Annotated in this window: 18 protein-coding genes; 6 read left to right on the forward strand and 12 right to left on the reverse strand. The window is 61.3% G+C overall.

Annotation, left to right across the window (positions count from 1 at the left end; translation table 11 throughout):
- Positions 1-36: 36 nt before the first annotated feature.
- Positions 37-915, reverse strand: coding sequence for a ScpA family protein (locus GSQ93_RS14525; RefSeq protein WP_158936831.1), 879 nt, complete (start codon positions 913-915; stop codon positions 37-39).
- Between the two features lie 41 nt (positions 916-956).
- Positions 957-1,145, reverse strand: coding sequence for a DUF3460 family protein (locus GSQ93_RS14530; RefSeq protein WP_174254629.1), 189 nt, complete (start codon positions 1,143-1,145; stop codon positions 957-959).
- Positions 1,146-1,750: 605 nt separating this feature from the next.
- On the opposite strand from GSQ93_RS14530, the gene GSQ93_RS14535 reads away from it, so the two are divergent.
- Both GSQ93_RS14535 and GSQ93_RS14540 read left to right on the forward strand, forming a co-directional pair.
- Entirely contained in the window at positions 1,751-3,484 is a 1,734-nt protein-coding gene (locus tag GSQ93_RS14535; RefSeq protein WP_254073905.1) for an autotransporter assembly complex family protein, read from the forward strand.
- Between the two features lie 28 nt (positions 3,485-3,512).
- Positions 3,513-7,571 (forward strand): translocation/assembly module TamB domain-containing protein, encoded by a 4,059-nt coding sequence (locus GSQ93_RS14540; RefSeq protein ID WP_158936381.1) that lies wholly within the window; start codon positions 3,513-3,515, stop codon positions 7,569-7,571.
- 103 nt (positions 7,572-7,674) lie between these two features.
- Here the strand turns inward: GSQ93_RS14540 and metG are convergent, their stop codons facing one another.
- Both metG and GSQ93_RS14550 read right to left on the reverse strand, forming a co-directional pair.
- Positions 7,675-9,828 carry a methionine--tRNA ligase gene (gene metG, locus GSQ93_RS14545; protein ID WP_158936382.1) on the reverse strand — a complete coding sequence of 718 codons (2,154 nt, stop codon included), beginning with the start codon at positions 9,826-9,828 and terminating at the stop codon, positions 7,675-7,677.
- Between the two features lie 367 nt (positions 9,829-10,195).
- A complete protein-coding gene (locus tag GSQ93_RS14550; RefSeq protein WP_158936383.1) occupies positions 10,196-10,852 on the reverse strand; it encodes an OmpA family protein in 657 nt (218 codons plus the stop codon).
- A 271-nt stretch (positions 10,853-11,123) separates the two neighbouring features.
- On the opposite strand from GSQ93_RS14550, the gene apbC reads away from it, so the two are divergent.
- From apbC to GSQ93_RS14570, 4 genes are all read left to right on the forward strand, one after another.
- Positions 11,124-12,212, forward strand: coding sequence for an iron-sulfur cluster carrier protein ApbC (gene apbC, locus GSQ93_RS14555; protein ID WP_158936384.1), 1,089 nt, complete (start codon positions 11,124-11,126; stop codon positions 12,210-12,212).
- A gap of 234 nt (positions 12,213-12,446) precedes the next feature.
- The gene (locus tag GSQ93_RS14560; RefSeq protein WP_254073906.1) at positions 12,447-12,920 is read left to right on the forward strand and encodes a superoxide dismutase family protein; all 474 of its coding nucleotides are present in this window, start codon (positions 12,447-12,449) and stop codon (positions 12,918-12,920) included.
- Positions 12,921-13,149: 229 nt separating this feature from the next.
- Positions 13,150-13,719: a dCTP deaminase gene (gene dcd / locus GSQ93_RS14565; RefSeq protein ID WP_089163519.1), complete on the forward strand. Its 570-nt coding sequence runs from the start codon at positions 13,150-13,152 to the stop codon at positions 13,717-13,719.
- Positions 13,720-13,823: 104 nt separating this feature from the next.
- Entirely contained in the window at positions 13,824-16,118 is a 2,295-nt protein-coding gene (locus tag GSQ93_RS14570; RefSeq protein ID WP_158936386.1) for an arginine/lysine/ornithine decarboxylase, read from the forward strand.
- An 85-nt stretch (positions 16,119-16,203) separates the two neighbouring features.
- Here the strand turns inward: GSQ93_RS14570 and GSQ93_RS14575 are convergent, their stop codons facing one another.
- The 8 genes from GSQ93_RS14575 to ppc all read right to left on the reverse strand — a co-directional run bounded on the left by GSQ93_RS14575 (position 16,204) and on the right by ppc (position 25,847).
- A complete protein-coding gene (locus tag GSQ93_RS14575; RefSeq protein WP_158936387.1) occupies positions 16,204-17,145 on the reverse strand; it encodes a bestrophin family protein in 942 nt (313 codons plus the stop codon).
- 156 nt (positions 17,146-17,301) lie between these two features.
- A complete protein-coding gene (locus tag GSQ93_RS14580; protein WP_158936388.1) occupies positions 17,302-17,739 on the reverse strand; it encodes a DNA-binding protein in 438 nt (145 codons plus the stop codon).
- Positions 17,705-18,310: a nucleotidyltransferase domain-containing protein gene (locus GSQ93_RS14585; RefSeq protein ID WP_158936389.1), complete on the reverse strand. Its 606-nt coding sequence runs from the start codon at positions 18,308-18,310 to the stop codon at positions 17,705-17,707. Before GSQ93_RS14585 ends, GSQ93_RS14580 begins: the two co-directional genes overlap by 35 nt.
- Before the next feature lie 60 nt (positions 18,311-18,370).
- Entirely contained in the window at positions 18,371-19,777 is a 1,407-nt protein-coding gene (gene argH, locus GSQ93_RS14590; protein WP_158936390.1) for an argininosuccinate lyase, read from the reverse strand.
- 191 nt (positions 19,778-19,968) lie between these two features.
- The gene (locus GSQ93_RS14595; protein ID WP_158936391.1) at positions 19,969-20,766 is read right to left on the reverse strand and encodes an anti-sigma factor; all 798 of its coding nucleotides are present in this window, start codon (positions 20,764-20,766) and stop codon (positions 19,969-19,971) included.
- Positions 20,766-21,350, reverse strand: a complete 585-nt coding sequence (locus GSQ93_RS14600) for a sigma-70 family RNA polymerase sigma factor (protein ID WP_089163524.1) — start codon at positions 21,348-21,350, stop codon at positions 20,766-20,768. The genes GSQ93_RS14595 and GSQ93_RS14600 overlap by 1 nt, the downstream gene beginning before the upstream one ends.
- 243 nt (positions 21,351-21,593) lie before the next feature.
- On the reverse strand, positions 21,594-22,445 hold the full coding sequence (locus GSQ93_RS14605; protein ID WP_158936392.1) for a helix-turn-helix transcriptional regulator: 852 nt from the start codon (positions 22,443-22,445) through the stop codon (positions 21,594-21,596).
- A 336-nt stretch (positions 22,446-22,781) separates the two neighbouring features.
- On the reverse strand, positions 22,782-25,847 hold the full coding sequence (ppc, locus tag GSQ93_RS14610) for a phosphoenolpyruvate carboxylase (protein WP_158936393.1): 3,066 nt from the start codon (positions 25,845-25,847) through the stop codon (positions 22,782-22,784).
- Positions 25,848-25,893 lie beyond the last annotated feature (46 nt).

Consider the following 25,893-nt stretch of genomic DNA (forward strand, 5'->3'; position numbering starts at 1 on the left):
GCGCGGCTTATGCGCAACCTATACACCACGGATGGCTTAAGCCGGCGAATACGCGAGTCTCACGTAGATAGGCGCATACGGCTCGGCCTGAGTGATTTCAATCAGCGCTTCACGCGACAATTCCAGCATCGCGATGAAATTCACCACGACGACGGGCACGCCGCGTGACGCGTCGAAGAGATCGCCGAATTCCATGAAGCGGGCGTTCTGCAGGCGCCGCAGGATTGTGCTCATATGTTCCCGCACCGACAATTCCTCGCGCGAGATCTTGTGATGCTCGACCAGCCGGGCGCGTTTGATGACGTCGGCCCAAGCGGCGCGCAGGTCGTTTGCATCGACGTCGGGGAAGCGTTGCGCGGAGCTCTGCTCGACGTACACCTCTGCCCGGAGGAAGTCGCGGCCCAGTTGCGGCAGGTGGTCCAGGCGCTGCGCCGCGAGCTTCATCTGCTCGTATTCCAGCAAGCGCCGCACGAGTTCGGCGCGCGGATCTTCCGCTTCCTCGCCCGTATCCGCCTTTTTCACCGGCAGCAGCATGCGCGACTTGATCTCGATCAGCATGGCCGCCATCAACAGATATTCCGCCGCGAGTTCCAGGTTGGATTCGCGAATCTGGTCGACGTAGCCGAGGTACTGGCGCGTGACGTCGGCCATCGGGATGTCGAGGACGTTGAAATTCTGCTTGCGGATCAGGTACAGCAGCAAATCCAGCGGACCTTCGAACGCTTCAAGAAAAATCTCAAGGGCGTCCGGCGGGATATACAGGTCGGTTGGGAGCTTCCAGAGCGGCTCGCCGTACAGATGCGCAAACGCCACGCCGTCAATCGTGTTCGGCGTGGAGTCGGTCGCGGGCGCGGCTAGCGCCGCGGCGCGATCATCCTTGCCCGAGTGTCCTGGGTGTCCCGAAGGATGTCCCAGGCGCTCCGGAGCTTGCGGCGCCTCGCGGGCGGCACTCACGTTCAGAAATTCTGGTAATAGACGTAGGGCGTTTGATCGACTCGCGATGTCTTGGCGTCCGAGCGCTCGTCGAGGTCAATAGGCTGCTTGTCCCACAGCAGCGCGCGGCCCTGGCGCTGTTCGGCTTCGAGCGACGGCTTCTGCTCTTTCATCTGATTGATGAACTGGGTGATGTCCGACAGGTACATGATTCGACTTCCGTTGGCTCAGAGCGATTCGAAAACGGGCGCGGCGGAGGCTCAAGCGCGTTGCCGCCATGACTTGCCGCCGTGATTCATCGCAATTTTACCGCAAGCATCCGGGAGCGGAGCGGTTAACCCGCTCGAAGGTCGCGGATAAGCGAAGACATCGGCCGAGCGGTCTACTAAAGCGGCCGGATAGACAAGGGCAAAACCTTGTCAATTATTGATGCAAGCAAGGAACAAGCACGGTAGCGAGTCGTCCAAGGCGCACCTCCGGCATTTTTAGGGGCGGGTGAGCGAAGCGGGGCGACGGTCGGGTTGAACGTTGTCCGATCGGCTAACCCGGCGGTTTTTGGGACAGCCAGCCGCGTCAGTGTGGTGAAATAGCGCCTGCCGGACCAACGCTCGGCGTTTCTAAGCAATGCGCCAGCACCGGGCGCCGGCCGTCCCGTGGCACCCACGCAATCCCATTAATTCAACCCCGGAGGTCACGTTTGGCGGGGCGCCTGTTTGATCCGCTGCGCTTCAAGCGCGGGCAAGCCGATGACCGGCGGCTGACGCCGCCGGTCATCGCGTCGTCGAAGGCGCCTTCCCGTGCGTGGTGGTGGACATCCGTGCGCCGTGTCGTCTGGTCGTTCCACGCGCTGGCGTTGTTCGCCGTGGCCCAGCCGGCGCACGCGAAATACGACGTGGATATCGACGCGCCGCGCAGCGTCCGGGCGCTGTTGAAAGACCACCTCGATCTGTCGCGCTTCAAGAAACGTGATGACATCAGCGACGAACAGTTTGACTTCCTGGTCACGGCCACGCCGCAGGAAGTTCGCGATCTCGTCGCGACCGATGGTTATTTCACGCCGATCGTGCGTACCGACGTAAAGCATGACGGCGATAAAAAATCCGTCACCATCAGTGTCGATCCCGGTCCGCAGACCAAGGTAGCTTCCGTTTCGCTGACGTTCAAGGGCGCAATCACGACCGAGGACCCCGCGCAGGAAAACACCGCGCGCATCGCGTTTTCGGTCAAGGAAGGCGATCCGTTCTCGCAAAGCGCGTGGGACGACGCGAAGAACGCCGCGCTCAAAGCGCTGCAGGCTCGCCGTTATCTCGGCGCAAAAATCTCGCAGTCGAAGGCGCGCGTGAATCCGCGGACGCACATAGCGGATTTGTCGGTGACATTTGATAGCGGCCCGACCTTCACGTTCGGCCCGCTCGATATCAGCGGCGTGCGGCGTTATCCGGAAAAGATCATTCACAGCGTGAACCGGATCAACCCCGGCGACACCTACGACGTCGCGCGCGTGAACGAGTTGCAGCGCCAGTTGCAGAACACGCCGTACTACGCGTCGGTGGCTATCGACGCGGACAACGACGTCACCAAGCCGAATGAAACGCCGATGCACCTGAAGGTCAGCGAGTATCCGTACAACAGCGTGCGTTATGGCGTGGGTTACGCGACAGATACCGGTCCGCACATCCAGGGCGCTTACAGTTACCTCGATACCTTCGGCAAGGCTTATCCGTTCACGATCTCCGGCCGTCTGGACCAGACCCAGCAATACGGCCAGCTGCAGCTCGCGATGCCGCCGGACGGCCGCACGTGGGTGAACAGCGTGCTGGCTTCGTACACGAACACGAACGTATCCGACACGCGTATTTACAGCGCGCGCGTGGGCGTGCAGCGCACGCGCTCGCTGCAGAACATCGACACCACGTTTTCGCTGCTGCTCTACGCCGACCGTCTGACGCAGAATCTTGGGCCGCCGACCTCCAGCCGTGCGCTCGTGCCGTCGTGGCAATGGGTGCGGCGCAATGTGGACGATCCGCTGTTTCCGCGTTCGGGCAACCTGATTCGGGCGGAAGCGGATGTCGCGGTGAAGGGCATCCTCACCGATCAAACCTTCGGCCGCGTTTATACGAACCTGCTGCAATACCTGCCGCTGGGCAAGCGCGACCTGTTCGTGTTCCGCGCTGAGTTCGGCGGGGTGTTCACGGCGGGCAGTTCGAGCGGCATTCCCGCGTCGCTGCTGTTCCGGGCGGGCGGTGCAAATTCGGTGCGCGGTTATGGTTATCAGGCTATTGGTAATGACGTCGATGGCTCCGTCTTGCCGACCAAGTACCTGATGACCGGCAGCACGGAGTACCAGCACTGGTTTTCCCACGATTGGGGCGGCGCGGTGTTCTTCGATATAGGCACCGCCGCCGATACCTGGAAAGAGCGCGTATTCGAGCCGGGCACGGGTTTGGGCGTGCGTTGGCGCAGTCCGGTCGGGCCGGTGAACATTGATATTGCATATGGCTTCAAGAACCGGGACATCCGCCCGTACCTGACGCTCGGGATCGCCTTTTGATGAATTTGCATAGAGTATTTGTTCAAGCATGACCGACCAGAACGGGCACTCTCCCGCAGACCAACCGGACCCTTCCGAGGACCGGGGGAACGGCGCGTCTGAAAACGGGACGCGAGATCCAAAGCCACGGCGCGGCGGCTTGCGGCGGCTGGCCAAATGGCTCGGCGGGTTCGTGCTGGTGGTCGTGCTGTGCTTCGCGCTCGGCGTCGCGATGATCCTGTACGCGCTCAACAGCGAGCGGGGGACGCGCTACGTTTGGCAGGCGGCGACGTCGCTGCTCGGCGGCCAGCTGAGCGGCACGCTCGACGGCGGCGCGATCGCCACCGGCCTGCGGTTGCGCAACGTGCACTGGACAAGTCTCGACGGCAAAGGAACGGATATTGCCGTAGACAGCGTGTCCGGCCGATGGGAACTGACCCGCGCGCCATTGCGTTTCACCATCGATTATTTGCATGTCGGTACGGTCGATGCACGTATTGCGCCCTCACCGAAAGACACCAGCAAGACCGAGTTGCCGCAGGATTTGCGCTTGCCGATCCAGCTTGCCATCAGCGACGTCACGCTTGACAAGCTGCGCCTCCACGAAGGCGCGACAACCACCGAGTTCTCGCGGCTCGCGCTGGACGGACATAGCGACGGCCGTCATCACGAGGCGCGCATCCAGCGTCTCGATACCCCCTTCGGCGCAATCACGGCCGCATTGAAACTCGATGGCGGCGCGCGCCCGTTCCCGCTAACTGGCGATGCCGGTTACTCGGGCGAGGTCAGCGGCGAGGCCGTGCAAGTGGCCGCGCATCTGACGGGATCGCTGGAAAACCTGGCCGCCGATATCAACGCCAGCGGTTTGAAGCTCAAGGGGCAGGCGCACGTCGAGGCTGCGCCGTTCGGCGACGTGCCGCTCAAGCGCGCACTGGTGACCATCGATCACGTCAATCCGCAGGCGTTCAGCCCGAGCGCGCCGTTCGCCGATCTCGCCGTGCGTGCCGAACTGAAGCCCGATCCGGCTACGCCGAACGCGCTGGTGGTGACCGGTCCGGTATCGATCGTGAACGCGAAGCCCGGTTCCGTCGACAAGCAACTGCTCCCTTTGATCGATGCCAATGCGAACGTGAAACTCGATGCATCGGCGCAAATTATCTCTGACCTGAACGTGCGGTTATTGAAGGACGCCACGATTACCGGTGGCGGAACGCTCAAGGGCGGGACGGGCCAATTCGATTTGAAGGTCGCGAAACTTGATCTGAACGCGATCGAATCGACCATCCGGCCTACGCAGTTTGCCGGGCCGATCGGCATCCATCTTGCCGGCGATACACAAACGATCACGCTAGACCTCAACGACCCGAAAGCGGCGCTCCACGCGCAGGGCAAGGTCACGCTCGACGCCAAACAAACCGCGTTTGATGGCGTGAAACTGAGCGTAGGGAAAGGCCGTATCGAACTGAGCGGCGCGCTTCAAAAGGACATACATTCGAGCTACGACCTGAAGGCAAAGCTCATCGATTTCAATCCGCTGCTGCTGACCGATGAACTGGTCGCGAAGCCTCCGCCGAAGGGATCCAAGGCGAAGCCAGCGGCGAAATCCCGGACCATCGAAGCGCGCGTGAACGGCGCGCTTTCCGCGACGGGCGTACTCGCGCCCACGCTCACCACCAAGGCGCAGTTCAAGCTCGGCGACAGCGTCTACGACAACCTTCCGCTCACCGGCGCAGGAACGATCCAGGTCGTGGGAACGCGCATCCTGCCGAGCACGGCGACGCTTTCGATTGCGGGCAATGACGTCGATCTCAACGGCAGTTTTGGCGCGCCGGGCGATCGCTTGCGTTTTCGTATCGATGCACCGCAACTCGAGCGGCTGGGCTTCGGACTGGCAGGGCTCATCAAAGCCGACGGCGATGTCACCGGTTCGTTCGCGCATCCGAATCTGGCGGCTAACTATCAGGCCGACAGCGTGGTCTTCGGCGCGAACCGCGTTGGCCATGCAGAAGGCCGGGCGGAAGCCCGCGACGGGGCGAACGGCGCGCTGGTGTTCACCCTTCAGGCCCGCGATGTCAGCGCCGACGGCGTCGATCTCGCGAGCCTCGACGCGAACCTGAACGGCACGCGCGCGAACCATACGCTCAACGCGACCGCTGTCGGCAAGGTGCAAGGCAACGCGGTCAACCTGACGCTGGCCGCGAACGGCCGCCTGACCGATGCCCGCGACGGCGCGCATTGGGACGGTACGGTCACGCGCTTGTCGAACAAGGGCACGCCGAACGTGAATCTCGACGCCCCGGTGACTGTGAGCTATGCGCCGAATCACGTGGCGCTGGGCGCGACGCGCTTATCGGCGGAAGGCGCCGTGCTCGACTTGAAATCGTTCGCGCTCGATGGCGGGCGCATCAGCTCGGCCGGCCAGTTGACGAACCTCTCGGTGGCGCGGCTGCTCGAAATCCGTCAGGAACTGGAGGGCGGACCGCCGCCCGCCAAGACCGATCTCGTTTTCGATGGCGACTGGAACTTCGCGCTCGGCGCCACCGCAACAGGCTACGCGCAACTGAAGCGGCGTTCCGGCGATGTCTCCATCGACGCCGCCCGCGGCGTGGCGGCGCTCGGCATCACGGATATCACCGCCCGCGCGGACTTTACCGGCGGCAATCGGCTCAACGCGACGGTGCACGCGCAGGCAACGCGGATCGGCGTGATCGATGCCAATGTCCACACGAACCTGGTGGCGCGCGACGGCGTGCTCACGGTCGCCGACGAAGCGCCGCTGAGCGGCGCGATTGACGCGAGCGTTCCGGCGCTGCGCACGACCGGCGGGCTGTTCGGCCCGGCTTATCTGCTCGATGGCCGCCTTGGGCTGAAGCTGACCATCGCGGGGATCGTTGCGAAACCGACGTTGTCCGGCATGCTCACCGGTGACGCGTTGTCGGTCACGGTCATCGATCAGGGCGTGCAGTTGAAGGACGGCGTGATCCGGATTGCGTTGTCGGAGAATCTTGTCGATCTTCAGCAGGTCGAGTTTCACGGCGCGAGCGGCACGTTGCGCGCAACCGGCAAGGTGCGGCTGGATCAGCAGCAGCCGGACCTGACGGCCAGCATTATTGCTGACAAGCTCGAGCTGTTTGCATCGCCTGACCGGCAGTTGCAGTTGTCGGGCAGTGCGTCCGTGGCAAACGCGGGTCTGCAGGGTGGCATGGCGATCGACGGCAAGTTCACCGTCGATCACGCTCTCTTCGATTTACCCGAGCAATCGGCGCCGTCGCTGGGTGACGACGTCGTGATCGTGCGTCCCGACGGCACGGTGAAGGGCGAGGATCAGAAGGTGGTCGCGACGGGTGACAAGCCCGTGGGGGCGTTTGCGCCGCGCGCGAATATCGATATCAATCTCGGCCAGAAATTCCGCTTCCGTGGCGCGGGAGCGGACCTTGGACTAGCCGGGACCGTTACGGCAATGAGCGCGCCGAACATGCCGCTGCGGGCCGTCGGCAACGTGCGCGTGACGCCGGGTTCCACGTACACGGCGTTTGGACGGAAGCTGGGAATCGAAAACGGCTTTTTCACGTTCAACGGACCAGTCACGAATCCTGGCATCAACATTCTGGCGATGCGGCGCAATCAGGAAATCGAGGCCGGCGTGCAAGTGACGGGCACCGTGCAGTCGCCGATAGCCAAGCTGGTTTCAGAGCCGAACGTGCCGGATAACGAGAAGTTATCGTGGCTGCTGTTCGGGCATGGCACGGATCAGGGCAACAACATTGGTCAGCAGAGCGCGATGACGAATGCGCTCGCATTGCTGGGAAGTTCGCAGGGCAAGCGGATTGCGCAGACGTTCGGGCTGGATGAGTTTTCTATCGGGACGAGCGAGGTTGGGCTGACCGATCCGCAAGTCGTGATGTTGTCGAAGGCGATCAATGAACGGCTCGTGCTTGGCTATGAGCAGGGTCTGCAATCGGCAAGCAACGCGATCAAGGCGACGCTGAGCCTGTCGCGGTTCTGGTCGATATCGGCGTATGGCGGCACGTTCCAGGGCATGGATCTGCTTTACACGCGGCGATTCGATTCGTGGTCGCGAAGGAACGGGCCGACGGAGGGGAAGTAGGTCGCAGAACGCATGAACGTTAAAAAAGGCCGTTTCCAACGTGAGTTGGAAACGGCCTTTTGGTCTTGCGTCCGGGCGTGGCGATCAATCGCTCGCCCAGACTTTACTTCACGCGCATGCCCGGCTTTGCGCCGCTATGCGGTTCAAGAATATACAAGCCGGGTTCGGCTTTCTCGTTGTCGGCGGAAGCGGCCAGCACCATGCCCTCCGACAGCCCGAACTTCATCTTGCGCGGCGCCAGGTTGGCGACCATTACCGTGAACTTCCCGATCAGGTCCTGCGGCTGATACGCCGACTTGATACCGGAGAACACGTTGCGGGTTTTTTCCTCGCCGACATCCAGCGTCAGTTGCAGCAGTTTGTCCGATCCTTCGACCGCCGTGCAATTCACGATCTTCGCGATTCGCAGATCGATCTTGGCGAAGTCATCGATGGAAATCACGCCTTCGGCTTCCGGCTCTTTCACCTTCGCTGCCTTCTTCGACGAGGACGCGGACGATGAAGCAGCCGCGGGCGCGGCAGCAACCGCTTGCCCCGGCGCGACCGATTCCCGGTTCGCCGCGATCAGCGCTTCAACCTGCTTCGGATCGACGCGCGTCATCAAGTGCTTGTACGCGTTGATCGGCTGCGAAGAACTGAGCGGCACGGAGACATCTGCCCAGACGAGCGGCGCGATGCCTAAGAACCCTTCCACCGATTCCGCGAGCAAAGGCAGCACCGGCTTTAACGCCAGCGACAGCAAGCGGAATGCTTCCAGGCTCACGCTGCACGTTTCATGCAGGGCTGCCGGGTTGGTTTCGTCCTTGGCTTGGTCCCAGGGCTTCGCGGTATCGACAAACGCGTTGACGGTATCGGCGAGATCCATGGTCGTGCGCAACGCCCGCCCGTATTCCCGCGCTTCGTACAGCGCGGAGATTTGCGGCACGGCGGCGCGCAGTTGCAGCAGCAGCGGATGATCCATTGCGCTGTCCAGCACGCGGCCTTCGAAACGCTTGATCAGGAATCCCGCCGCCCGGCTCGCGATATTCACGTACTTGCCGACCAGATCGCTGTTCACGCGCGCCTGGAAATCTTCCAGATTCAGGTCGATGTCTTCCATCGTGTGGTTCAGCTTCGCGGCGAAGTAGTAGCGCAGCCACTCGGGATTGATCCCGGTATCGATCACGCTTTTTGCCGTGATGAACGTGCCGCGCGACTTGGACATCTTCATGCCGTCGACGGTGAGAAAGCCGTGCGCGAACACGTTTGTCGGCGTGCGATGGCCGGAAAATTCGAGCATCGCAGGCCAGAACAACGTATGGAAGTACAGGATGTCCTTGCCGATAAAGTGATACTGCTCCGTCTTCGATCCCGGCCGGATCCATTCCTCGAAATCGAGGCCGCGCGCATCCGCCAGATTCTTGAAGCTGGCGTAATAACCGACTGGCGCGTCCACCCACACATAGAAATATTTGCCTGGCGCACCGGGGATTTCGAAACCGAAATACGGCGAGTCGCGCGAAATATCCCAGTCGGCGAGTTTGGCATCGCCCTTATCGCCGAGCCATTCGCGCATCTTGTTCGTGGCTTCCTGCTGCGCGAGTCCGCCGACCCAGCCGCGCAGGAAATCTTCGCAACGCGGGTCGGAGAGCCGGAAGAAATAGTGCGTCGAGGTCTTGCGCACCGGTGTCGCGCCCGACACCACCGAATACGGGTTGATGAGATCGAGCGGCTGGTACGTAGATCCGCAGACTTCACAGTTGTCGCCGTACTGATCTTTCGCGCCGCATTTCGGGCATTCGCCCTTGACGAAGCGGTCCGGCAGGAACATTTCCTTGACCGGATCGTAGGCTTGCTCAATATCGCGCGCGTCGATCAGCCCGGCCGCCATCAGCGACTCGTAAATCGATTCGCACAGCACGCGGTTTTCTTCGGCGTCGGTGGAGTAGTAGTTATCGAACGAGATGCCGAAGCTGTCGAAATCGCGTTTGTGCTCTTTCCCCACGCGCTCGATCAACTGCTTCGGCGTGATGCCTTCCTGCTCGGCGCGCAGCATGATGGGGGTGCCGTGGGTATCGTCGGCGCCGACGTAGTAGACCTCGTGACCGTGCATTCGCAGCGAGCGCACCCAGATATCGGTCTGGATGTACTCGACCATATGGCCGATATGAATCTGACCGTTCGCGTACGGGAGCGCGGACGTGACGAGAATCCGGCGATGGCCAGGGGTGGTTGACGCCGCTGCGGAAACGGATGGTGACGAGGTGGGTGCTGACATAAGGCGCTGGCCCTGCGGTTGAAGAATTCAGTGAATGCGTGAAAAAGCGAATCACGATTCTAACAGCCAAGGGTCTTTCGTTCGCACCCGGACACGGGGGGCGGGGCGGTGGAAAGGGCGGCCGGGTTGGCCGGGGCGTGCCTCGCCAAAATTTAGACGAAAAAAAACCGGGGCGATTAGCGGCCCCGGAGCAACAACGACAAGAGGAGAATGGCACGTGGCGGCAAAGCCAGCCACCTACCGTTAAGACAGACACGGACTGCTAGGGCAAAGTTTCAAATATTTTTCGTGTCCGCGTTTTTCTTGCGAAACGAATTGAATCTCTGACCTCGTTTACAGCGTCATTCCCTCTTGTAAATCCACCGTCTTACTGAACCTGACCCGGCTGCGCGGTCGCGCGCAGGTAGATTTCCACGCGACGATTCTGCGCACGGCCGGCTTCAGTGCTGTTGTCAGCAATTGGCTGGGTCTGTCCCATGCCTTGTGCCGACAGACGCTGACCTGCTACGCCGTGGCCAGCCAGATACGAAGCCACGCTTTGTGCACGATTTTGCGACAGCGTCTGGTTATAAGCCGGCTGGCCGGTGCTATCCGTATGTCCAATCACTTGCGCGATCAGCTCAGGATGCTGCGTGAGCGTTTGCGTAACCTGGTCGAGCACCGGTGCGAAACCAGGCTTGATTGCGTAGCTGTTGGTGTCGAACGAAATTGCGTTCGGAATGTTGACCTTCAGCGAACCGTCCGGCTGTTCCGTCACCTGCGTGCCCGTGCCCTTCGTTGCGCCGGTCAGCTTGCCCTTGATGGCCTGCCAGTTGTAGCCGGTGATGCCGCCCGCCGCCGCGCCTACGCCTGCGCCGATGGCCGCACCCTTGCCGCCGCCGAAGATTGCGCCAAGCGCTGCGCCCGACGCCGCGCCAATGCCCGTGCCAACGGCGGCGTTATTGCCTTGCTGGGTTGCGCAGCCGGCGACAAGCGCGCCCGCAATAGCGATTACGGTCAAGCGGGTCATCATTTTCGAGTTCATGTGTTCATTCTCCAGGATACCAATTCAGACAAAGCCGGCACCAACCGCCAGAAGGCCCCCGTAGGGTCTTCCGGCGCGTCGTAACGGCTGCCACTACAATACGGCCAAGGATTCAAGCGATTATAACGATGCGTCCCCGAATCATGGCAGCGTCGGATAGTGCATCGCGCAGTGCTGCGACGCAACGTGGTGCAACAATTCCTTTCAATTTCATACTTTGCGTGCGGAACATTCGATCCGCTAGAGCAAAAAGCGTTCCCCTGGAGTTTCGATGAGTCTTGATCGCGCCCAGATCGATACCGCGCTCAGCGGTTTGATCGATCCGAATACCAGCCGCACTTTTGCGGACACGAAAAGCATCCGCAGCGTGGCCGTGGACGGGGCAAACGTCAGCGTGAACATCGTGCTGGGTTATCCGGCGAAGAGCCAGTTCGACACTATCCGCACGCTGGTCGCGAACGCCGTCGCCGGCGTGCCGGGCGTGGCTGGCGTAGAGGTCACGGTGGCCTCGCAGGTGGTCGCGCACGCGGTCCAGCGCGGCGTAAAGCTGCTGCCGAACGTGAAGAACATCATTGCGGTCGCGTCGGGCAAGGGCGGGGTCGGCAAGAGCACGACCGCCGTGAACCTGGCGCTGGCGCTGGCAGCGGAAGGCGCGTCGGTTGGCATGCTGGACGCGGATATCTACGGCCCGTCACTGCCCATGATGCTTGGCATCACCGGCCGGCCGGAATCGCCCGACAACACGTCGATGAACCCCATGGTGGGCCACGGCATCCAGGCCAACTCGATCGGTTTCCTGATCGAACAGGACAACCCCATGGTATGGCGCGGTCCCATGGTCACGTCCGCGCTCGAACAATTGCTGCGCCAGACCAACTGGAAAGACCTCGACTACCTGGTCGTCGACATGCCGCCCGGCACCGGCGATATCCAGCTCACGCTCTCGCAGAAAGTGCCGGTCACGGGCGCGGTGATCGTCACCACGCCGCAGGACATCGCGTTGCTGGATGCCAAGAAGGGCCTGAAGATGTTCGAGAAAGTGGGCATCCCGATCCTGGGTATCGTGGAGAACATGAGCACGCATATCTGCTCGAATTGCGGCCACGAGGAACATATTTTCGGGGCGGGCGGGGGCGAGCGGATGTCGAAGGAATACGGCGTGCCGGTGCTCGGCCATTTGCCGCTCGATATCGCGATCCGCGAGAAGACCGATGCAGGCCAGCCGACAGTGATCTCGGAGCCGGACAGCAAGATTGCCGAGGCTTACCGGTCGATCGCGCGCAAGGTCGCCATTTCGATTGCCGAACGCCAGCGCGACATGACGTCGATGTTCCCGAGCATCGTAGTGCAAAACACTTAGAGAGCAGCGGGGCACGGGCGATTTTAGCGGCGCGTGTCGCGGTATCATGTCGCCTTGATTGGCGCGGCCAGGTGAACACACGGGGTGGTCGCGGGTCGCCATGAGGATCGCATGAAACAAAGATTCGACGGGCCTGAATCGCGTAGCCTGCCTGCCGCGAGACACCCGGTCCTGAGCCTGATACTGAGTTTAAGCGCTGCTGCAAGCACGACTGCCAGCGTGTTGGCCAGTGTCATGCTGCTCGGCGGCTGCGGCCTTCTGTTCCAGAACCACGAAAAACGTGCCGACGCCACGTTGCAGCCTACCGGCGGCAATACGGTGACCGGGACGGTCACGTTCATCGAACGTGCAGACGGCGTCCAGGTGTCTTACAACCTGTCGGGCATGCCACCCAACAGCGAGCACGCACTGCAGATTCATGAACGCGGCGATTGCATCATCCCGGCATCGGCCGACGTCGGTCCCGTATTCGCGCCCGCGTCCGAACGCAATGACTCGGGTTCCAAGGTCGAAGGCGACCTGGCCAGCATTCGCGCCGACGCGAACGGTACGGCGACGGGTTTCATCGTTGCGCCGGACGTGTCGCTCGACGGCGTGCGTTCGGTGTTGTCGCGGGCCATCGTGCTTCATCGCGACGCCGCCGACACCTACGCCATCGTGCCGCACGGCGCCGGCCCCGCGCTCGCGTGCGGTGTGATCCGGCAGTGATCGCTCATCTTTCAATGAAATCAGGCTGTTGGGGCGCGCGACCCGGCCTGTTGGCATAGCTGCCTTGTGCAGCCGGCCGTGCAGCCGGCGCATCAAGTAAAATACGCGCTTCTCGTCTGGTCTGGCTGGCTTCGGCGTACTTCTGCATTCATCCCGAGTCTCCGGCCACGCCCCGTTTCAAGCCCGGCGGCCCCTCTAAAGCCGCCTCTTTCGTTGGGTAGCGTTCCCTATGAGCATCAAGTCCGACAAGTGGATCCGGCGCATGGCCGAAGCGCACAACATGATCGAGCCGTTCGTGCGCGACCAGGTGCGAGTGTCCGAAGACGGCCGCAAGATCGTGAGTTATGGCACGTCCAGCTACGGTTATGACATTCGTGTGGCAGACGAATTCAAGATCTTCACCAACATCAATTCGACGATTGTCGACCCGAAGAATTTCGACGAGAAATCGTTCGTCGACTTCAAGGGCGACGTCTGCATCATCCCGCCGAACTCTTTCGCGCTTGCGCGGACGGTCGAATATTTCCGGATTCCGCGCTCGTGCCTGACGGTTTGTCTCGGCAAATCCACGTACGCGCGCTGCGGGATCATTGTGAACGTGACGCCGTTCGAGCCCGAATGGGAAGGGTATGTGACGCTCGAATTCTCGAATACGACACCTTTGCCTGCCAAAATCTACGCGAACGAAGGCGTGGCGCAGGTTCTCTTCTTTGAAAGCGATGAGATTTGCGAGACCTCATACGCCGATCGTGGAGGCAAGTATCAGGGGCAAATCGGCGTAACGCTGCCGAAAACCTGACGTTTCTTGACTGTTAGAAACGTCATTGCAACGCTTTTTGAAAGACCGCTGGACTCGAGCACGCACAACTCGGTCAGCGGTCGTTCCATTTGGAGATTCGCCGCATGAAGTTCCGTTTTCCCGTCGTCATCATCGACGAAGATTTTCGCTCCGAGAATATCTCGGGTTCCGGCATCCGAGCGCTTGCTGAGGCGATCCAGGGTGAAGGCGTCGAGGTGCTCGGACTGACGAGTTACGGCGATTTGACGTCGTTCGCGCAGCAATCGAGCCGCGCGTCGTGCTTCATCCTGTCGATCGATGACGACGAATTGCTGCCGTATGTAGACAACGTCGTGGTGGCCGAAGGCGATACGCCGGAGCTGGCCTCCGCGATCGTCGCGTTGCGCGCGTTCGTGCAGGCAGTGCGACGACGCAATGCGGATATCCCGATTTTTCTGTACGGTGAAACGCGCACCTCGCGGCACTTGCCCAACGACATCCTGCGCGAGCTGCACGGTTTCATTCACATGTTCGAGGACACGCCGGAGTTCGTCGCGCGCCACATTATCCGCGAGGCGAAGGTTTACCTCGATGCGCTGGCGCCGCCGTTCTTCAAGGAACTCGTGCAGTACGCCGAAGAGGGTTCGTACTCGTGGCATTGCCCGGGGCATTCGGGTGGCGTTGCGTTCCTGAAGAATCCGCTTGGGCAGATGTTCCACCAGTTCTTCGGCGAGAACATGTTGCGGGCGGACGTCTGCAATGCCGTCGATGAACTCGGCCAGTTGCTCGACCACACGGGACCCATCGCGGCGTCCGAGCGCAACGCGGCGCGCATTTTCAGCGCGGATCATTTGTTCTTCGTGACCAATGGCACGTCGACGTCGAACAAGATTGTCTGGCACGCGACCGTTGCGCCTGGCGATATCGTCCTGGTCGACCGTAATTGCCACAAGTCGATCCTGCACGCGATCACGATGACCGGGTCCATTCCCGTGTTCCTGACGCCGACGCGCAATCATTTCGGCCTGATCGGACCCATTCCGCGCGACGAGTTCAAGCCGGAAAACATCCGCAGGAAGATTGAAGCCAATCCGTTTGCGCGCGAGGCGCTCGCTAAAAATCCGAACGTGAAGCCTCGTATTCTGACGATCACGCAGAGTACGTATGACGGTATCGTCTACAACGTCGAGATGATCAAGGACCTGCTTGGCGACATGCTCGACACGCTTCACTTCGACGAAGCCTGGTTGCCGCACGCCGAGTTCCACGAGTTTTACCAGGACATGCACGCCATTGGCGCGGGCCGCCCGCGTACGGGCGCGCTGGTGTTCGCCACGCACTCCACGCACAAGCTGCTGGCGGGGATTTCGCAGGCATCGCAGATCGTGGTTCAGGACTCCGAGAACAGCACGTTCGATAAACACCGGTTCAACGAGGCGTATCTGATGCATACGTCGACCAGCCCGCAATACGCGATCATCGCGTCCTGCGACGTGGCCGCGGCCATGATGGAGCCGCCGGGTGGCACGGCGCTGGTAGAGGAGTCGATTGCGGAAGCGCTCGATTTCCGCCGCGCCATGCGCAAGGTCGACGACGAATACGGCGACGAATGGTTCTTCAAGGTATGGGGGCCGGAAGCGCTGGCGGAAGAGGGCATTGGCGATCGTGAAGAATGGGTGCTGAAACCGAACGATCGCTGGCACGGTTTTGGGCCGCTTGCCGAAGGTTTCAACATGCTCGATCCGATCAAGGCGACCATCATCACGCCCGGACTCGACGTGGATGGCGAGTTTGGCGAGACGGGAATTCCGGCCGCGATCGTGACGAAATATCTGGCGGAGCACGGGATTATCGTGGAGAAGACCGGGCTGTATTCGTTCTTCATCATGTTCACGATCGGCATTACGAAGGGTCGCTGGAACTCGATGGTGACCGAATTGCAGCAGTTCAAGGACGACTACGATAACAACCAGCCGTTGTGGCGTGTGCTGCCTGATTTTATTGCGCAGCATCCGTCTTATGAGCGTATGGGATTACGGGATCTTTGCGGGCAGATTCATAGCGTTTATCGGGCCAATAATATCGCTCGACTGACCACCGAGATGTATCTTTCCAGCATGGAACCGGCCATGAAGCCGTCCGAAGCGTATGCAAAGCTGGTTCATCGCGAGATCGATCGCGTGCCTATTGATGAACTCGAAGGGCGCGTGACCAGCATTCTGTTGACGCCGTATCCGCCGGGCATTCCGTTGCTGATTCCGGGCGAGCGGTTCAACAAGACGATCGTCGATTATTTGCGTTTTGCACGGGAGTTCAACGAACGCTTCCCGGGCTTCCATACGGATATCCACGGGTTGGTCGGCGAGATGATCAATGGGCGTATTGAGTATTTCGTCGATTGCGTGAAGCTTGAGCGCTGAATCTGACGGCGTAAGAAGGTAGGAATGACAAAGGCCCGCATTCGCGGGCCTTTGTCATTCTGTGGTGCCCGGTTTGCTCCGGCGCTTAGGTAACGATAAACCGGCGCTCTGTCACGCCGGGCTCCGGCAGTGCCTTGGGTGGTCGCGTGAAGTCGGGATCGGCGGCCATATCGTGGAGTGCGTTTTCCAGCGACTCGCATAGTGCCGTCAACGCCAGGTCATTTTCTTCCAGACCGAACGGATCTTCGATCTGCGCCGCGATTGCCTCCAGCGACATGAACGCGTACGCGACCAACAGCGCGAACAAGGGTGTGAGCAAACCCGCTCCATCGACAAGACCGAACGGCAGCATCACGCAGAACAGATAGATGGTCCGGTGGATCATCACCGAGTACGAGAACGGCAGAGGCGTCGATGCCAGCCGTTCGCACCCGCCGATCACCCCTGACAACTCGTTCAGATTTTGCTCAAATGCGAGCACGCCGTAACCGTCGAGCGCGCCTTCGCGAGCACGCGTGCTTGACCATTCGCCGAGCCATCGAAGGATCAAGGCCGAGCGGTATTGCGCTTGAACGACGCGCTGATAAAGCGTGGACGGAAGGCGCGTGGCGAGATCAGGGAGCGGATCGGTTCGGCGCATTTCGTGGCGCAGTGCGTGACCCAGTGCGCCGATTCCCGCGATGAACTCGCGCGTGTCTTCAGGTTTTACGCCGCGCGGCAATGTCAGTGCCTGCCGCGCTATCGAGCGGCCGTGAATCAACAGCGAGCCCCACAGCTTTCGGCCCTCCCACCAGCGCTCATAACTCGCGCTATTGCGAAAGCCGAGGAACACAGCGAGCGCGATGCCGACCAACGCGAAGGGTGGCGTGCCGAGCCCGACCGGATAATTCCGCACATGGTCGTGCATCACGATCGCCGCGACAGACAATATGAAGATCAATGCGAGGCGCGGCAACAGCTGCGGCAGCACGGACCCGCGCCAGACGAACAGCATGCGAAACCAGTTGAGTTTGGGACGGATGATCATGGGCGCGGGTATAGGATGGACAGGGAATTATCCGGGAAATGCTTCGTTCGCTGTCGGGATGTGTCGATCAGTCACGTTGTCCAGCGTGACCAAGTAAGCCGGGAAAAAGGCCGGCAAGAAAATCCGAGCGCTAGGACTGCCCATTCAGTTAACCGGCTAAGCGAATTCCGGCCGATTAACGGTCAGCCACTTCTGGACATCATCGAGAAGCGCCGTTGCGCTCGACATGCATTCGCGCACGGCGGCATCGGTGACGAGATCGCCCGAATAATCGGAAAGATTGCGCTGTTTCCGTAGCGCGTCGAGCACGATCATCCGGTCGGTCGACAAGCCGATGGTGAGCGTCAACGACTGAATGGCGGTCTGGTGATGTCCCGGCCGGCTGGTCAGCGTCCGGAAGCCGTTGGCGTTGAGAGCCAGCATGGACAACTGCATGATGGCTTTATAGGCGGCATCGAAGCGATTCTCCGGGCTCAGCGCGTCGAGTCGCGCGTCCAGCAAATTGCGCTGCGCTGCGACGAGCAGGCGCGCGATTGTCTCGCGGTTCGGCGTTATTGAATCAAGGCTGATCCCCAACAAGTTTTGCAAGGTCATGCTCGTTACCCACCACGTAGATCTTCGGCTTGTCCATCAAATCCAGCACGAACCCGTCCTTGCGTTCGACACTGGCGCGCCATTCCTTTGCCGACATCACTTTGGGATTGATCTCGCGTCCCAGCGTGGCTTGCGCTGCGTACACCTGTCTGACAATCTCGGCAAAGCTGATTTCACCAATGATCATCACGTCGATATCGCTGTGCGCCGTTTCCTCTCCTCGCGCGACCGATCCGAACACGAAGGCGACGTCGATGAACGTGGCACATGGCGCGATCGAATTGGCGATAACGTCGCTTAGCCCGGAGGTTTTCCGCATGATGCTGGCTAGCTCATCGTAAATCGGCGACGCGCGATTAGCCATATAGACCAATTGGTTAGCGCGCCGCTCGGCGACGAGAATGCCGGCCTCGGCGAGCTTGCTGAGCTCTTTGTGAAGCGTGCCGGCGGCGGTGCCGGTCAGACGAGCGATCTCGCGGACATGGAAGGACTCGTCTGGCCGAAGCAACAGGAGTCCAAGAACACGCCGGCGATAGCTATTGAAGAGCGTTTCGGATGGGGAACGTAGCATGATTGGCTACGATCGTAGTCGATTCAGCTACGATATTCAAGAAGATGCGGGAGCGTGTTATTACCCCAACGCCGCCCGAGCCGCCTTCGCTGCCGCCCGAACCTGCTCCGGCGCGGTTCCACCCGCGTGATTCCGGCTCGCAACTGAGCCTTCCAGCGTCAAATATTCAAACACATCCTCACCAATCAAACGCGCCACGTTCGGCAATTCCGCGCGCATTTCATCGAGCGTCAGATCGGCCAGATCGCAGCCACGGTCCACGCAGATCCGCACGGCCAGCGCCACCGCTTCGTGTGCATCGCGGAACGGCAGGCCGCGTTTCACCAGATAGTCCGCAAGATCGGTGGCCGTCGAGAAACCCTGCAGCGCGGCTGCACGCATGGCGTCCGGCTTCACCGTAATGCCCGCTGCCATTTCGGCAAAGATACGGAGGGTATCGGAGACGGTATCGACGGTATCGAACAGCGGTTCCTTGTCTTCCTGATTGTCCTTGTTGTACGCGAGCGGCTGGCCCTTCATCAGCGTCAGCAAAGCAATCAGATGCCCGTTCACGCGACCCGTCTTGCCGCGCGCCAGTTCGGGCACGTCGGGGTTCTTCTTCTGCGGCATGATCGACGAGCCGGTGCAGAAGCGGTCAGCCAAGTCGATAAACCCAACGCGCGGGCTCATCCACAGCACGAGTTCTTCCGAGAACCGCGACACGTGCGTCATGATCAGCGCGGCAGCCGCGGTGAATTCGATGGCGAAGTCGCGATCCGACACGGCGTCGAGCGAGTTCGCGCAGATGCCGTCGAAGCCGAGCGTCTTGGCCACAGCGTGACGATCGATCGGATAACTCGTTCCAGCGAGCGCGGCAGCGCCAAGCGGCAAGCGGTTCACGCGCTTGCGGCAATCGAGCAACCGCTCGCTGTCGCGGCTGAACATTTCCACATAAGCCAGCAGGTGATGGCCGAACGTCACCGGTTGCGCGACTTGCAGGTGGGTGAAGCCGGGCATGATCGTTTCGGCGTTTTGCTCGGCGATATCGATCAAAGCGCGGCGCAGTTCGACCAGCAGGTCGCTAATGCGGTCGATTTCGCCACGCAGCCACAGGCGGATGTCGGTCGCGACCTGATCGTTGCGCGAACGGCCGGTATGCAGGCGTTTGCCGGCATCGCCTATCAGCGCCGTCAGCCGCGCTTCAATATTCAGGTGGACGTCTTCCAGATCGAGTTTCCACTCGAATTCACCGCGTTCAATCTCACCGCGGATCTGCGTCATGCCTTGTTGGATGGACTGAAAATCCGCATCGGCGATGATCTTTTGCGCAGCCAGCATGGCGGCATGGGCCAGCGATCCCTCGATATCGACAAGCGCGAGGCGTTTGTCGAAGAACACCGATGACGTGTAGCGCTTGACCAGATCGGACATCGGTTCGTTGAAGCGAGCCGACCAGGCTTCGCCTTTTTTGTGCAATTGGGACGTCATAGTGATGTTCGTAAGATAGAAACCCGCGGAACTGGCGATTTTACAGGCAATGAGAACGAGCAACCATCGAACGGCGGGAAGGGGACCGCACAGCACGATCGTCGCCGAGCCACGCGCGACTTAACCGCCGGCCACAAAAGAAAAGGGACGCCTCGCGACGCCCCTTTCCACCCAAGCCCAAACGACAACCGTCAAGCTGCCGGAATCACCTTACCCGTATAGACGACCGGGCCGGTCGGCCCATTCGGATTAGGCGATCCGCCCACAGGTTCCACGGACACCGCCAACATTGGATACGCATCCACAGAAGCCGCCTTGAAGCGCGCGGTTCCCCCGACTGGCAGAACGCCAAGCGAAACCGGGTGCCCTGCCTTGGGGAGGCCCCAGAGCTGCATGGACTTGTCCGATGGATCCGACGAACCGCTCAAGCGGCGCACGGTCACTTCGGAAGTCCGGTCGTCCCACGTCACCAGCATCCTTGCGTTCGATTTGTCATCGGCAAGCGTCGCCACATAACCAATCCGCGGTTCTTGCGCGACTTGCGGCGCGGGCACGGGGGCAGGCACGGGCGCGACGGTAGACAACTCGCGAATGGAAACGACCAACGCAATAGCCGCAATGGCCGTGGCGGCGATCGACCAGCCGCGCCAGAACGAGAGGTTCTCGAACCAGTTGGGCTTGGGCCGCGCAACAGGACGAGCGGGCGCCGGAACCGGTGGAACCGGGCGAGCCGCAGTGGCATCGCGCCGGGCGTTCACCAGATTCAAGCGCCGCTCGATAGCCGGCCAGATCTCCGGCGGCGGAGCGACCGCGGCCCCAAGCTCGGTCATCGCCGTTAACCGCAAACGCCAGGTTTCCACGGCCAGGCGAATCGCCGGATCGTGCTGCGAAATAGTTTCAAACCGTCTGCGCGACCCCCCGCGCAGCACGCCGAGCGTGTACTCGGCGGCAAGCTGGTCTACCAGGCCTGCGTGTCGATGCAGATCCATCACAGACCTCCCAGGCACGTTTTAAGTTTTTCGAGGCCGCGCCGAATCCACGACTTCACTGTGCCAAGCGGTACTTTCAAGACATCGGCCACTTCGCTGTGGCTCTGATCACGCAGATAGGCCAGCGCCACGGCTTGGCGCTGATTGGCTTCGAGCCGACCCATGCAGATGGCGAGTTGCCGTGCTTCCTGGCTCATCAACATCTGCTCGGAGGGATCTGCCTCATTTGCCGGCAAGGTATCGTCCAACGCATCGCTCCATTCTGTTTCGGCGCTTGCCCCGTTGGCCTTTTGCCGCCGCAAATAATCGAGGGCCCGGTTGCGGACAATCGCCGCCATCCAGGTCATCGGCGCGGACAGGCCGGCTTTGTAGTCGCCCGCGTATCGCCAGATATTGACGAACGCGTCCTGCAAAACCTCTTCGGCCCACTCACGCTTCACCAATATACGAAGCGCGAGGCCAAACAGTTTCGAGGAAGTTAAATCGTAGAGCGCGCGCAACGCGGCGGCGTCTTCGCTGGCGACACGATCGAGCAGTTGCACGAGGGTGTCGGGGGTCGGGTCGTGCGGGAGTGTTGTTGTCATGGGACCGGTCGGGTGGGCGGCGCGATTGATCTTACCGAAATAATCAGAGCAAACCGCACTGGTTTTTTTGCATCCGGATGCATCCGTTTCGCTTTTACCTACGTAACAACGGATACGAGCTCTGCGGCGCGCGAAACAATCAGCGCTGCACGCAGCTCACCATGTGTCCCCGTTCTCCTCCGGCCCTGCCGGGGAGATACGGCTTTGCCCGGCCGGATAGGTCGGGCATTTTTTTTGCGGCTATCAGTTGGGAATTCCCGCCGCGTCGGCACCCACGAGCATCACGAGTTTCAAATCCTCCCGATGCGCCGGCTTGAACGTAATCTGGTCGAACACCAGACGCCCGCGGGTTGGATGATGGAATTCCCGCGTACCGCCTTCCCGTTCACCGACGTCTTGCGACGCCCAGAAACGCGTGAACGCATCGCTGGCGGCGCTGAGTGAATCGATGAGTGCTCGCGTGGGCGCATCGTTCAGATGGCGGATCGAATCCGCCCGGAACTCCGCCACCAGTCTTCGCGCACGCGTCTCCCAATCTACGATCAAGCTCTGCGCGCCCGGCGCTGTAAAAGTGAAGCTGAGCAGATTACGGTCCTGAACGCCGTCCAGCCAGCCGACGAACAATTCCGCCGCCTGCGCATTCCAGCGCAAGGCGTTCCACTGCCGGTCGAGGACGTAGGCGGGCGCATCGATCAGTTCCACCGATTTCAGCAGCGCTGCCGGCGCGTCCTGCGCCGCTGGATCGGGTTCGGCGGGGTCCCGCTGGGCGGCCAGTTCAAACAGATAGGCTCGTTCGGCCCGTGATAACTGCAACGCCACGGCGATGCGCGCAAGCGCGTCGGCCGAAGCGGACACGGGCCGTCCCTGTTCGATCCACGTGTACCAGGTCGGACTGACGCCGCACAGTTGGGCGACTTCTTCCCGTCGCAGGCCGGGCGTCCGGCGGCGCGGGCCGGGCGGCAAGCCAACGGCCATGGGCGACAGCCGCTCCCGATGCGCGCGGATGAAGTCGCCAAGCGCGCGCGCCGGCGTGGCGTCGAGTGGGGGCGCGGCGTCGGTTTTGCTGGCAGCGGCGGCAGTGGATAACAAGGGCATGAGGCTCAATACGCGCTTTGGAAAGTCCGACAGCGGCTCGGGTAGTTTACATACCAGAATAACCGCCCGACGTGTACCGGTACAAGAGGGCGCCATTGTAGCGTTGCGGCCGGCAAGAAAATACTGACGAAAACCTGTAGCGATGGTGAGATGCGATGACCAAGCTACCCAGACGGCCAAGAATGCCGCGGCGCTTCCGAAATCTGCCCATAACGCTACCTCGCTGCGGAAGCACGCAGCGCATCGAGTGCCCCTGTGGCGATGTAACGAAAAAAGCCGGCTGTGAACTACACAGGCCGGCTTTTTGATGAAGCTCATCACGTCACTACCGCTGCATCACCCCGTATTACGCAACCCCGCGGCAATCCCGTTGATCGTCAAATGAATCCCGCGCCCGAGCCGCACATTGTCATCCCCGGCTCGATGGCGTTTCAGCAACTCCACCTGCAAGTGATTCAGCGGATCGAGATACGGGAAGCGGTTTTTAATCGATCGTGCGAGCAGCGGGTTATTCGCCAGCCGCTCAGTATTCCCGGTAATCTCCGACAACACGCTAGACGTCCGCTCCCATTCCGCCACGATCCGGCCGAACACGTGCTTGCGGAGCTTTTTATCGGTGACAAGTTGCGCGTAACGCGATGCCACCGCGATATCCGTCTTCGCCAGCACCATGTCCATGTTCGACAGCAGATTCGCGAAGAACGGCCAGGTCTTGTGCATTTTCTTGAGCGTGCCGAGACGGCGCGCGCGCTCGGCGGCATCGGGCGATGCATCCAGAAACTCGGTCACCGCGCTACCAAAGCCATACCAGCCCGTGAGAAGCAGGCGGCATTGACCCCACGAGAAACCCCACGGAATCGCACGCAGATCTTCGATTTTGCGTTGCTTTGGATCCTGCAGTTTCCGCGATGCCGGGCGGCTGCCAATGTTCAGTTCGGCGATCTCCGAGATCGGCGTCGATTCGAAGAAATACTCCTTGAAGCCGGGCGTTTCATAAACCAGCGCGCGATACGCGGCCATCGCCGAATCCGACAGCGTCTGCATGGTGGCTTCGAACAGCGGCAACTGCGCCGGCGTGTTCTCGTGCGGCAGAAGCGACGCTTCGAGCGTGGCGGCCACCACGAGTTCGAGATTGCGACGCCCGATCTCCGCATTGCCGAACTTGCTCGCGATCACTTCGCCTTGCTCGGTCGTGCGGATCTGGCCATCGACGGTACCCGGCGGTTGCGACAAGATCGCCTGATAGGTCGGGCCGCCTCCGCGTCCAACCGTGCCCCCACGGCCATGAAAGAGCCGCAGCGTAGTCTTGTGCTGCTTGAACAAGGCGACCAGCGCCAATTCCGCCCGGTACAGCTCCCAGTTCGACGTGAGGAAACCACCGTCCTTGTTGCTGTCGGAGTAACCGAGCATCACTTCCTGCTCGCCGCCTTGCAGTTCGACCAGCTTGCTCACGCCTGGCAGCGCGAAAAAATCGCCCATGATGTGCGGCGCATTGCGCAAGTCCGCGATGGTTTCGAACAGCGGGATCACCATCAGGCCATCGTGCGCGGGGTCTTTGGCATGTCCCAGCCGTCCCTGCAGCAAGCCCGTTTCCTTTTGCAGCAACATCACTTCCAGCAAATCGCTGACCGTTTCCGTGTGCGAAATGATGTAGTTGCGCACCGCGCGCGTCCCGAATTTCTCACGCGTCACGCGCGCCGTTTCCAGCACACCGAGTTCGCTCTTGGCGAGATCGGAGTAATCGAAATAAGGCAGGCGCAACGGCCGCGGTTGTGCCAGCTCGCTCAGCAGCAACGCGATCTTGTCGGCCTCCGGCAGCGCTGAGTAATCGTCCTGGACGCCCGCCCGCGCGAGCAGTTCCGCGATCACCGCTTCATGGATATCCGAGCTTTGACGCAAGTCGATGCTCGCCAGATGGAAGCCGAACACCTCAGCGGCGCGCGCCAGCGGCGACAAACGCGGTGCGGATAAATACTCGCCGTGATGCGCGGCCAGCGATTCGATCAGCACGTTGAGATCGGCTGCAAATTCCGCCGCCGATGCATACGGTTTCGCCGGATGACGGCTACGCGCCGCGACCAGGCCACGCCCGAGCCGCTCATCGGCGCTCGCCACCAGCCGTGCATACACGCCGATCAGCGCGCGCCGGTAGGGTTCATCGATACGATGCGGCGACGAATCTGGCGAAGCATCGGCAAGCGTCGTCAGTGCGTCGCTCGCGCCGGCCAGCAAATGCGACACAGACAACTCTGCGCCCAACTTGTGAACCTGCTCGAGATAATGTTCAAAGATCACCGTGGCCTGGCGCGTGATGGCGTGCACGAGCGTGGGCGCGGTGACGTTCGGGTTCCCGTCGCGATCCCCGCCAATCCAGCTGCCCATTTGCAGGAATGGCGGCAGACGCGCGGGCAGGCCGTGCTCGGCCAGTGCGGCTTCAATATCGGCGTAAAGCGCGGGGATTTCTTCGAGAAACGTCGCGTGGTAATACGAGAGCGCGTTTTCGATTTCATCGGCAACGGTCAGGCGGGCGTCGCGCAGCATCCGCGTTTGCCAGAGCGACGTAACGCGCGAGCGCAGCATGGCTTCGTTGTGCGCCCGTTCGCGCGCGGTCAGTTCCTGATCACGCTCGGCCAGGAGCCGTGCGACCTCGTGCTGCGCATCCAGAATGCTCTTGCGCGAGACTTCAGTCGGGTGGGCGGTCAGCACGGGAACGATGAGCGCGTCATCGAAGAATTTTTGCAGCGTCGCTTTCGCTGATTTCGCATTTGAGCTCGCCTTCAGGCGTTCGATGGCATAGGCCATCGTGCCGGCCTGCGGCGTGGAACCGGCAAGCGCGTGAATCCGGCGACGCCGGTTGTGATGCCGGTCCTCCGCGATATTCGCAAGATGCGAGAAGTAGCTGAACGCGCGCACGACGCTCACCGTCTGCTCGGGCGAGAGCGATTTCAAGCGCTTTTCGAGCGTCTGCGATGCCTCGTTGTCTTCTTCGCGACGAAACTTCACAGCCGTCTGACGAATCGTTTCCACGACATCGAACACCTCATCGCCTTCCTGCTCGCGCACCACGTCGCCAAGCAGGCGGCCGAGATAGCGGATGTCTTCGAAGAGCGGATGGTCCTTGGTGTCGCGCGCGCGAGAAGGGGCCTTGGGGGCTTTGCCATTCTTCACGATTTCCGCGGGCGCGGCAGCAGCGGCGGGGGCGGCAGCGCGGCCGTTCGTCACACGTTTAGGGGTCCCGGCCGCAGCCGTTTTTTTCACGGCGGTGGCGGTTTTGGACGCCTTGGCGACGGTGGCCGCGCGACTACGAACGGCAGGCGCCTTGGCGGGCGCGGCGGAAGAAGCATCCTTCGATACAGCGTTGCGGCGGGGGCGGGCGTTGCGCGCCGATCCGGGAGACGTCACGTTGAATTCCTCTTGAAAGCCAGAGACAGGATACCGAGGGGGCCGA

The organism is Burkholderia sp. S171 (genome assembly GCF_009766085.1).
Classification (GTDB): domain Bacteria; phylum Pseudomonadota; class Gammaproteobacteria; order Burkholderiales; family Burkholderiaceae; genus Caballeronia.

Bases quoted from the DNA above. Each gene is read 5' to 3' on its own strand.
- GSQ93_RS14570 (WP_158936386.1), top strand. From the start codon at position 13,824: ATGAAGTTCCGTTTTCCCGTCGTCATCATCGACGAAGATTTTCGCTCC.
- GSQ93_RS14580 (WP_158936388.1), bottom strand. From the start codon at position 17,739: ATGACCTTGCAAAACTTGTTGGGGATCAGCCTTGATTCAATAACGCCG.
- argH (WP_158936390.1), bottom strand. From the start codon at position 19,777: ATGACGTCCCAATTGCACAAAAAAGGCGAAGCCTGGTCGGCTCGCTTC.
- GSQ93_RS14600 (WP_089163524.1), bottom strand. From the start codon at position 21,350: ATGACAACAACACTCCCGCACGACCCGACCCCCGACACCCTCGTGCAA.
- metG (WP_158936382.1), bottom strand. From the start codon at position 9,828: ATGTCAGCACCCACCTCGTCACCATCCGTTTCCGCAGCGGCGTCAACC.
- GSQ93_RS14595 (WP_158936391.1), bottom strand. From the start codon at position 20,766: ATGGATCTGCATCGACACGCAGGCCTGGTAGACCAGCTTGCCGCCGAG.
- GSQ93_RS14605 (WP_158936392.1), bottom strand. From the start codon at position 22,445: ATGCCCTTGTTATCCACTGCCGCCGCTGCCAGCAAAACCGACGCCGCG.
- GSQ93_RS14560 (WP_254073906.1), top strand. From the start codon at position 12,447: ATGCTGCTCGGCGGCTGCGGCCTTCTGTTCCAGAACCACGAAAAACGT.
- GSQ93_RS14575 (WP_158936387.1), bottom strand. From the start codon at position 17,145: ATGATCATCCGTCCCAAACTCAACTGGTTTCGCATGCTGTTCGTCTGG.
- GSQ93_RS14550 (WP_158936383.1), bottom strand. From the start codon at position 10,852: ATGAACTCGAAAATGATGACCCGCTTGACCGTAATCGCTATTGCGGGC.
- GSQ93_RS14585 (WP_158936389.1), bottom strand. From the start codon at position 18,310: ATGCTACGTTCCCCATCCGAAACGCTCTTCAATAGCTATCGCCGGCGT.
- apbC (WP_158936384.1), top strand. From the start codon at position 11,124: ATGAGTCTTGATCGCGCCCAGATCGATACCGCGCTCAGCGGTTTGATC.
- dcd (WP_089163519.1), top strand. From the start codon at position 13,150: ATGAGCATCAAGTCCGACAAGTGGATCCGGCGCATGGCCGAAGCGCAC.
- GSQ93_RS14540 (WP_158936381.1), top strand. From the start codon at position 3,513: ATGACCGACCAGAACGGGCACTCTCCCGCAGACCAACCGGACCCTTCC.